The sequence below is a fragment of the Sphingomonas sp. genome, from assembly GCF_040398505.1.
Taxonomy (GTDB): Bacteria; Pseudomonadota; Alphaproteobacteria; order Sphingomonadales; family Sphingomonadaceae; genus Sphingomonas.
On record NZ_JBBATX010000081.1, the window covers coordinates 3,575 to 12,495 of the forward strand.

8 protein-coding genes are annotated in these 8,921 nt (G+C 65.9%); 3 read left to right on the top strand and 5 right to left on the bottom strand.

Going from position 1 to position 8,921, the window contains the following annotated elements; genetic code table 11:
• The 3 genes from ABWP09_RS10565 to ABWP09_RS10575 form a co-directional block, all read right to left on the bottom strand.
• On the bottom strand, positions 1–471 hold a 471-nt coding region (locus ABWP09_RS10565; RefSeq protein ID WP_353205105.1), incomplete at its 3' end, for a biotin/lipoyl-containing protein.
• Positions 471–1,481, bottom strand: coding sequence for an alpha-ketoacid dehydrogenase subunit beta (locus tag ABWP09_RS10570; protein ID WP_353205111.1), 1,011 nt, complete (start codon positions 1,479–1,481; stop codon positions 471–473). The genes ABWP09_RS10565 and ABWP09_RS10570, both read right to left, overlap by 1 nt.
• A gap of 187 nt (positions 1,482–1,668) precedes the next feature.
• Complete coding sequence (locus tag ABWP09_RS10575) at positions 1,669–2,970, bottom strand: 3-methyl-2-oxobutanoate dehydrogenase (2-methylpropanoyl-transferring) subunit alpha (RefSeq protein WP_353205106.1); 1,302 nt, start codon at positions 2,968–2,970, stop codon at positions 1,669–1,671.
• A 264-nt stretch (positions 2,971–3,234) separates the two neighbouring features.
• On the opposite strand from ABWP09_RS10575, the gene ABWP09_RS10580 reads away from it, so the two are divergent.
• The gene (locus ABWP09_RS10580; RefSeq protein ID WP_353205112.1) at positions 3,235–3,987 is read left to right on the top strand and encodes an ImuA family protein; all 753 of its coding nucleotides are present in this window, start codon (positions 3,235–3,237) and stop codon (positions 3,985–3,987) included.
• Entirely contained in the window at positions 3,893–5,782 is a 1,890-nt protein-coding gene (locus tag ABWP09_RS10585; protein WP_353205107.1) for a DUF6504 family protein, read from the top strand. The genes ABWP09_RS10580 and ABWP09_RS10585 overlap by 95 nt, the downstream gene beginning before the upstream one ends.
• Positions 5,783–5,790: 8 nt before the next feature.
• Here the strand turns inward: ABWP09_RS10585 and ABWP09_RS10590 are convergent, their stop codons facing one another.
• Positions 5,791–6,195 carry a type II toxin-antitoxin system VapC family toxin gene (locus ABWP09_RS10590; RefSeq protein ID WP_353205108.1) on the bottom strand — a complete coding sequence of 135 codons (405 nt, stop codon included), beginning with the start codon at positions 6,193–6,195 and terminating at the stop codon, positions 5,791–5,793.
• On the bottom strand, positions 6,192–6,500 hold the full coding sequence (locus ABWP09_RS10595; protein ID WP_353205109.1) for a type II toxin-antitoxin system Phd/YefM family antitoxin: 309 nt from the start codon (positions 6,498–6,500) through the stop codon (positions 6,192–6,194). The genes ABWP09_RS10590 and ABWP09_RS10595 overlap by 4 nt, the downstream gene beginning before the upstream one ends.
• Before the next feature lie 30 nt (positions 6,501–6,530).
• Between ABWP09_RS10595 and ABWP09_RS10600 the strand changes: the two genes are divergently transcribed.
• The coding region (locus tag ABWP09_RS10600; protein ID WP_353205110.1) for an error-prone DNA polymerase at positions 6,531–8,921 on the top strand (2,391 nt) is incomplete at its 3' end.

Below are 8,921 nucleotides of genomic sequence, written 5' to 3' on the forward strand. Positions count from 1 at the left end.
CGGGGAGAGGGGCTGTGCTGGAACGCTGGGGGCACCGCCCGTTGCGGACGTCCCCTCTCCCCGACCCTCTCCCCGGAGGGGAGAGGGAGAAGAAGGTTGCGCTTCCTCCACCCCCGGATTCTCCGCCTCATATTGCTTCGCCACCTCGACCTGATCTTCGCTCAGCGGCGCGACCTTCACGTCATCGGTCAGCGGCTCCAGCGCAGGTGCTTCCGAGGCCGAGAAATCCCCCGCGGTCTCGATCACCACCAGCGCGGCACCGATCGACACGGACTCGCCGACTTCGCCCGCCAGTTCGATCACAATCCCCGAGACCGGCGATTCCATTTCCACCGTCGCCTTGTCGGTCATCATGTCGGCGATCTGCTGGTCTTCCTCGATCCGGTCGCCGACCTTCACATGCCACGCGACGATCTCGGCCTCGGAAATGCCTTCGCCGATATCGGGGAGCTTGAACGTGAACCGCGCCATTACCCTGCGTCCTTCATGATCTTCTTGAGCGCCTCGCCGATGCGGACGGGGCCCGGGAAATAGGCCCATTCCAGGCTGTGCGGATAGGGCGTGTCGAAGCCGGTCACACGCTCGATCGGGGCTTCGAGATGGTAGAAGCAGCGTTCCTGCACTTGTGCCGACAATTCCGCGCCGAACCCGCTGGTGCGCGTCGCTTCATGCACGATCATGCAACGTCCGGTCTTCTGCACCGACGCGGCGATCGTTTCGATGTCGAGCGGCACCAGCGTGCGCAGATCGATCACCTCGGCATCGACGCCGGCTTCCGCGATCACGGCGAGCGCGACATGCACCATCGTGCCGTACGCGAGGATCGTCAGTGCCTCGCCCGGACGGACGATCTTGGCCTTGCCGAGTTCGATCTTGTAATAGCCCGTCGGCACATCGCCCGCGGGATGTTGCGACCAATTCTGCGTCGGCTTGTCCCAATGCCCGTCGAACGGGCCATTATAGATACGCTTGGGTTCGAAAAAGATCGTCGGATCATTATCCTCGATCGCGGCGATCAGCAGGCCCTTGGCGTCGTAGGGGGTCGAGGGAATCACCGTCTTCACCCCCGAAATATGGGTGAAGATTCCCTCAGGGCTTTGGCTGTGCGTCTGCCCGCCGAAAATGCCGCCGCCGAAGGGCGAGCGCACCGTGATCGGCGCGGTGAATTCCCCGGCCGAGCGATAGCGCAACCGCGCCGCTTCCGACACGAGCTGGTCGAGGGCCGGGTAGATATAATCGGCGAACTGGATTTCGGGCACCGGGCGCAGGCCATACGCCCCCATCCCGACCGCGACGCCGATGATGCCGCATTCGGTGATCGGCGTATCGAACACGCGGGTCTTGCCGAACTTCGCCTGCAACCCGGCGGTCGCGCGGAACACGCCGCCGAAATAACCGACATCCTCGCCCATCACGACGATGTCGGGATCGCGGTCCATCATCACGTCCATCGCGGAGTTGATCGCCTGGATCATGTTCATGCGGGTGGATTCTGGTGTGTCGGTCATACTGCTGCACCCGCCGCGCAAGCGGCCTCAAAAAACTTCTTCTTCTCCGCGTCTCCGCGTCTCCGCGTGATCCAACCTTCTTTTTGTTCACGCGGAGACGCGGAGACGCGGAGGAAGAAGGAAGACAAAGATGATGCGGCTGCGCCGCCGATCGACGCGCTCATGCCTTTCGCGCCCATGGCCGGCCGCTCGCCGTTTCTTCGGCGATCATTTGCGCTTGCTGCTCACGCAAATGCCACGGCATTTCCTCGAACACGCCATCGAACAGCGTGTCGAGCGGCTGGTGCAGGCCGTGGCCGAGGATGCCATTGGCTTCGGCTTCCTTTTGCGCGCGCTTCACCGCTTCGGCGAGCTCCAGATCTTGTGCAGTGTGACGCGCCTCATCCCATTCGCCGATCGCGATCAGATGCTCCTTCAACCGTTTGATCGGATCGCCGAGCGGCCATGCCGTCGGCTCCCCCGCCGAACGATATTGCCCGGGGTCATCCGAGGTCGAATGCCCCTCGGCGCGGTAGGTGAAATGCTCGATCAGTGTCGGCCCCTGATTGGTCCGCGCGCGCTCGGCTGCCCAGGCGGTCGCGGCATAGACCGCCAGCGCGTCATTGCCATCGACCCGCAGCCCCGCGATCCCGTAACCGACCGCGCGCGCCGCGAAGGTGGTCGATTCCGCGCCGGCAAACCCCGAAAAGCTCGAAATCGCCCATTGGTTGTTGACGACGTTGAAGATCACCGGCGCGCGGTAGACGCTGGCAAAGGTGCAGGCCGAATGGAAATCACCCTCGGCGGTCGAGCCCTCGCCGCACCAGGTCGCGGCAATCCGCGTGTCACCCTTGGCCGCCGACGCCATCGCCCAGCCGACGGCCTGCGGATATTGCGTCGTGAGGTTGCCCGAGATCGAGAAGAACCCGGCTTCCTTGACCGAATACATGATCGGCAATTGCTTGCCCTGCAAGCGATCGGCGGTGTTCGAATAGATCTGGTTCATCATGTCGACCATCGACCAGCCGCGCGCGATCAGCAGGCCTTGCTGACGGTAGGACGGGAAGCACATGTCCTCATAATCGAGCGCGAAGGCGGCGGCGACCGCGACCGCTTCCTCGCCCGTGCACTTCATGTAGAAACTGGTCTTGCCCTGCCTTTGTGCGCGGAACATGCGTTCGTCGAACGCGCGGACCAGCGCCATGCTGCGCAGCATGGCGCGCACCGTATCGGGCGGCAGCCGCGGATTCCACGGGCCCACCGCCTGGCCGGCATCGTCGAGCACGCGGACCAGGTCGAAAGCAAGCTCGCGGAACGTATCGGCGGGATCGGCGATATCGGGGCGGCGCGCCTGCCCCGCCGGGGGAATCGGCACTTGCGTGAAATCGACCGTGTCGCCGGGCCGGAACTTGGGTTCGGGCACATAAAGCGACAGCGGCGGCAGATTCGGCTTCAAATGGGCAGGGACGCGGTCGCTTGCCATGATCTCTCCAGCGGAACGTGCTCTCATATATGGTCGGCACGTGGATTCGTTTTATCACGCCGTTGTTATAAAATTTCGCGGGGCTTGGCGAGGGGGTCGCATGTGGGGAATGCGACATCCTGTCCCGTTCCGGTGATTCAGCAGCTTGACTCAATGGGCCAATAAGGAACAAAAGAGGAACATTCCTGCTTCTGTGAGTCGTGTCCTGTGTCCTCCGCCGCCCTTCCCTCCGCCACTTTGGCCCATGCCGCAATCGTCGCCGAATTGCGCGAAAGCCTGAAAAAGGTCGCGGGCGACGGCTTGCGGCGGCGCCCGGTGCTGCCGTTCGGGATCGGCACGATCGACGGCGCCTTGGCGCCGGGCGGGCTGCGGCTCGATTCGCTCCACGAAATTGCGGCGGCCAGCCCGAGCCCGTCGGACGATGCCGCTGCAACGCTGTTCATGGCCGGGATCGCGGCACGCGCCTGGGGGCCGGTGCTGTGGGTGGTGCGGCGGCGCGATCTGTTTGCGCCTGGCCTGTATCAAGCGGGCCTCGCCCCCGAACGGCTGATCTATGCCGAGGCGGCCGACGATGCCGAACTGTTGGCTTTGATGGAAGAGGGGCTGCGCCACCGTGGCCTTGGCGCGGTGGTTGGCGAGGTGAAGCGCGCGGCCATGCCCAATACGCGGCGGCTGCAACTGGCGGCGGAGGGCGGCAAGACCGTCGCCTTGCTGCTGAAACGGCACGCGCGGGCGGAGAGCAATAAGGGCGGCGGCAATCCGCTGGCTGTGCCCTCGGCGGCGGTGACGCGCTGGCGGATCGGCTCGGCCCCCTCGGCCGCGCTGCCGGTTGGTGTCGCCGGGGTCGGGCGCGCGATGTGGCGGGTGGAGCTGGTCCGCCAACGCGGCGGCGAATCCGCCGAATGGACAATGGAGGCATGCGATGAAACGGGTCGCCTCGCTCTACCTGCCCGATTGGCCGATCGAACGGATCGTTCGGCTGACGGTGCCGGCCGAGCCTATCGCCGCGCCGCCTGAGGCTGTGCCTTCAGAAGTGGGGACGCCCGACGCTGACCGATCCGCCGGCTCCCGCGTCGGCGGCTGGCGCCCCGGTGCGCGCTGGGCACGGGGGGAGGGGGTACATCCGTTCAAGGCGATGCCGTCGGACGAAGGACGGACTCCGGTGCGGAACACGCGCGGTGGCACTTCCTCCCCTCCCTCACACCCACGCCGTCACCCCGGCCTTGTGCCGGGGTCCACCGCGCAAAAATATCTGCCGCGCGAGTTGAAAAGTGGACCCCGGCACGAGGCCGGGGTGACGAAGAGCGAGATTAGGGGAAAAGCCCCCACCCCCCTCGTCACCACCCGGCAAGACGGCAACAGGCTCGTCATCGCCGCCGCCTCCCCCGCCGCCCGCGCGCTGGGGATCGCGCCCGGCATCGCGGTAACGCAAGCACGCGCGCTGGTGCCCGAGCTCGATATCCGCCCCGCCGACCCGGAGGGCGACCGCGCCGCTTTGCGCGATCTCGCGCTGCGTGCCGCGCGGCGCTGGTGCCCGCTGGTTGCCATATCGAGTGAAGACGGGCTGTTCCTCGACATCACCGGCACCGCGCATTTGTTCGGCGGGGAAGCGCGGATGGCGCGGGGCATCGTGCGGCTGCTCGCGCGTGCCGGCTTCACCGCACGCCTTGCCGTCGCGGACACACCGGGGGCGGCCTGGGCGCTGGCGCGTTACGCCCCGCAGATCTGCGCGCCCGCCGCGCAATTCGACGCGATCGCCCCCCTCCCCACCGCCGCGCTCCGGCTCGAGCCGCGCGCGATCGATTTGCTCAAGCGGCTCGGCATCGACACCGTTGGGCAGCTTGCCGCGCTCCCCCGCGCGCCGCTCGCGCGGCGCTTCGGCGGCAGGCTGATCGCACGGCTCGACCAGGCGAGCGGACGCTTGCCCGAGCCGCTCGACCCGGTCATCCCACCCGAAGCGATCGCCGTGATCCAGCGCTTCGCCGAACCGATCGCCACCGCCGACGCGATCGACCATTGGCTGCGGGCGCTCATGCCGCGCCTCGTCAGCGCGCTCGCGCAAGCCGGCCTCGGCGCGCGCGCGATCGAATTGGTCGCCGACCGGATCGACGGCGTCCCGCAACGCCTGCGCATCGGCCTCGCCCGCCCGACGCGCGATGCCGCGCATTTGCTGCGGCTGACGCTGCGGCGGATCGAGGAAATCGCGCCGGGCTACGGCATCGACGCGCTGACGCTCCACGTCCGCCGCGCCGATCCGCTCGGTGCCGAGGCTTTTACCGAAACGCTGGAGGCACAAACACCCGATCTCGCGCCGCTGATCGACACGCTCGCCAACCGCATCGGCGAAGCGGCGGTGTGGCGCATGGCCCCGCTCGAAAGCGATGTCCCCGAACGCGCGCTCCACGCCGTTCCCGCGCTCGATCCACCGCCCGCCGCCGCGCGCGATTTGAAGGCCAGCGACGTCCGCCGGCTCGACGCGCGCGCGCCCGATCATCCGTGGCACATCCGCTGGCCGCGCCCGCCGCGCTTGCTCAGGCGACCCGAACTGCTCGACCATGTCATCGCCGAGCTGCCCGATCAGCCGCCACGCCGCTTTACCTGGCGCGGCGAAACGCACCGCATCGTGCGCGCCGACGGCCCCGAACGGATCGGCGGCGAATGGTGGAAGCGCGCCTCCGAGCGCCACAGCGTGCGCGACTATTTCCAGGTCGAAAACGAGGCCGGCCAGCGTTTCTGGCTGTTCCGCCGCGGCGATGGCGAGCGCAGCGAAACCGGCGACCTCAGCTGGTTCATCCACGGGTCGTTCGGGTGAGTACGGCCTTAGCGGCGCGCGTCGATCGCCTTGAGATGGCCCGTCGCTGCGTAGCGCAGAATCGCGCGATCGGACGTGACGAGCGCGCATCCCAATGCGCGTGCCGTCGCAACCATAATACGATCGCACGGGTCGCCGTGGATGTTGCCCTGCAGTCCTCCCGCATCTCGGCCGATCGCGCCGGTAACCGGCACTTCGACAATCCGGAACGCCCGCATTGCCTGATCAAGCCAAATATCCAGCGGACTTTCGAGCGCGATGCGCCGCTTATCGACCAGCATCGCCAATTCCCAGGCGACCATCGCCGACATGCGGCGTTCGGGTTGCTCTTCGATCGCTCGAAGCGCCCTCGATCCGAGGTCGTTTGTCCCCGCCGCCAACCAGATCAATGCATGGGTATCGAGCAGGATCATCGGGACAAGCCATCATCCCGTAAGCGCTCGTCCCATTTTGCTTCCCATTTGGCCTCCCAATCAGGATCGATCGGGCTTTCGATATCGCCCAGGATCTTGAGCGTTCCCTTCATCATACCGAATAGCGGGACCGACGTCGTCTGTTCGGCCACCGCCGACACCGTCGCCACCGGCTTGCCGCGCTTGGTGATGGTGATCGATTGGCCGGTGGCCTGGACCTCGTCGAGGATCGCCAGACACTTGGCCTTGAATTCTGCCGCGCCCATCGATTTCGTCACGGTCGTCGCCTCTTGCAAACTGGTCACTTCATATAGTCACCTCTCCGGTTTCCGGCAATGAACTACGCCGAACTGCAAGTGACGACGCACTTCTCGTTCCTGCGCGGTGCCTCCTCGCCCGAGGATCTGTTCGCGACCGCGGCGGTGATGGGCATGGCCGCGCTCGGCGTGACCGATCGCAACTCGGTCGCGGGTGTGGTGCGCGCGCTTTATGCGTGTGACGAACTGGCCAAGCAGGGTCTGCGCATCCGCCCCGTCTCGGGCTGTCGGCTCGATCTGGTCGATGGCACCGCTTTGCTCGTCTGGCCACAGGATCGCGCCGCGTGGAGCCGCCTGACGACGCTGCTGACGATCGGCAAGGGCCGCGCCGATCCGCAGCATGGCGAGAAAGGCCAATGTTTCCTCCACTGGGACGATGTCGCGGCACATGCCGAGGGTCTGGTCGCCGCCCTCGTCCCCGGTCTCGATCCCGAACCGACCCCCGCCGACGCAATCAATTTGCGCTGGATGGCCGATCTTTTCCCCGATCGCGGCCACCTTTGCCTCACGCATCACCGCCGCCCGCGCGAGGCGGCACGGCTCGACGCGTTAGCTCAGGCCGCGCGCCGCTTCGGCGTGACCCCGCTGGCGACCGGCGATGTGCTCTATCACGATCCCGACAGGCGCATGTTGCAGGATGTCGTGACCGCGATCCGCGAGAAATGCACGATCGACGACCTCGGCCTGCGCCGTGAACGCAGCCTCGACCGGCACCTCAAACCCCCCAGCGAAATGGCGCGCCGCTTCCGCGATCTCCCGCACGCGCTCGCGGCGGGGGAAGCGATCGTCGAACGCTGCACCTTTTCGCTCCGCGAGCTGAAGCACCAATATCCCGACGAGCGCGTGATGCTGTCGCACACCCCGCAAAAATCGCTCGAGAAAATGGCGTGGCGCGCGCTCAACGCGCGCTTCACCCCCATGCGCCCGAGCCAACGCTATCGCACGCTGCTGACCAAGGAACTCAAGCTCGTCCGCCACTGGAATTACGCCGCCTATTTCCTCACGGTCCATTCAATCGTGCAATTTGCGCGCAGCCAGGAGATCTTGTGCCAGGGGCGCGGATCGGCGGCGAATTCGGTGATTTGCTTCGTGCTCGGCATCACCTCGATCGACCCCGTCGTCCACCAATTGCTGTTCGAACGCTTCCTGTCCGAAGACCGCGCCGAACCGCCCGACATCGACGTCGATTTCGAACATGAACGGCGCGAGGACGTGATCCAGTGGATCTATCAGACCTATGGTCACCACCACGCCGCGCTCACCGCCGTCGTCAGCCGTTTTCGCGCGCGCGGCAGCATCCGTGAAGTCGGCAAGGTGCTCGGCCTGCCCGAGGATATGACCGCAGCACTCGCCAGCCAGGTGTGGGGCTGGTCGAATGACGGCGTGCCCGACGACCATGTCAAAGCGCTCAACCTCGATCCGAGCGAACCGCGCCTCGCGCTGGCGCTGGAACTCGCGCAGCAATTGCTCGGCACGCCGCGGCATTTGTCGCAGCATCCCGGCGGCTTCGTGCTGACGCGGGACCGGCTCGATTCGCTGATCCCGATCGAGCCCGCCGCGATGATCGATCGCCGCGTGATCGAATGGGAAAAGGCCGATATCGAATATCTGAGCTTCATGAAGGTCGATATTCTGGGCCTCGGCATGCTCGGCTGCCTGCACCGCGCCTTTACGCTGCTCGAACAGCATAAGGGACAGGTCGTCACGATGGGATCGGCGACGCTGCAGGGCAATGATCCCGCGACCTATCGGATGATCCAGGCGGCCGATACGCTCGGCACCTTCCAGATCGAGAGCCGCGCGCAAATGTCGATGCTGCCGCGGATGCGCCCGGTCGATTTCTACGATCTCGCGATCCAGATTGCGATCGTGCGCCCCGGCCCGATCCAGGGCGACATGGTCCACCCCTATCTCAAACGCCGCGAACAGATGCGCAGCGGCAAGATCGAAATCGACTATCCCAGCCCGAGGCTCAAAAGCGTGCTGAAGAAAACGCTCGGCGTACCGCTGTTTCAGGAACAGGCGATGCAAGTCGCGATCATCGGTGCCGGCTTCTCGCCCAATGAGGCCGATCAATTGCGCAAGGCGATGGCCACCTTCAAGATGACCGGCGGCGTCGGCGAATTCGAGGAACGGCTGATCGCGGGGATGCGCCGCAACGGCATTACCCAGGCCTTTGCCGAACGGCTGGTGCAGCAGATCAAGGGCTTTGGCAGCTACGGCTTTCCCGAAAGCCATGCCGCGAGCTTCGCCAAGATCGCCTACGCGTCGTGCTGGCTGAAATGCCATCACCCCGATGTGTTCTGCGCGGCGTTGCTCAATGCGCAGCCGATGGGATTCTACGCACCCGCGCAAATCGTGCGCGATGCGCGCGAACATGGCGTGCAGATCGAGCCGCTGTGCGTGAAC

What these genes read in the sequence shown, in the direction of transcription:
- ABWP09_RS10570 (WP_353205111.1), bottom strand. Translation starts at nt 1,481, where the DNA reads ATGAACATGATCCAGGCGATCAACTCCGCGATGGACGTGATGATGGAC.
- ABWP09_RS10575 (WP_353205106.1), bottom strand. Translation starts at nt 2,970, where the DNA reads ATGGCAAGCGACCGCGTCCCTGCCCATTTGAAGCCGAATCTGCCGCCG.
- ABWP09_RS10585 (WP_353205107.1), top strand. Translation starts at nt 3,893, where the DNA reads ATGAAACGGGTCGCCTCGCTCTACCTGCCCGATTGGCCGATCGAACGG.
- ABWP09_RS10590 (WP_353205108.1), bottom strand. Translation starts at nt 6,195, where the DNA reads ATGATCCTGCTCGATACCCATGCATTGATCTGGTTGGCGGCGGGGACA.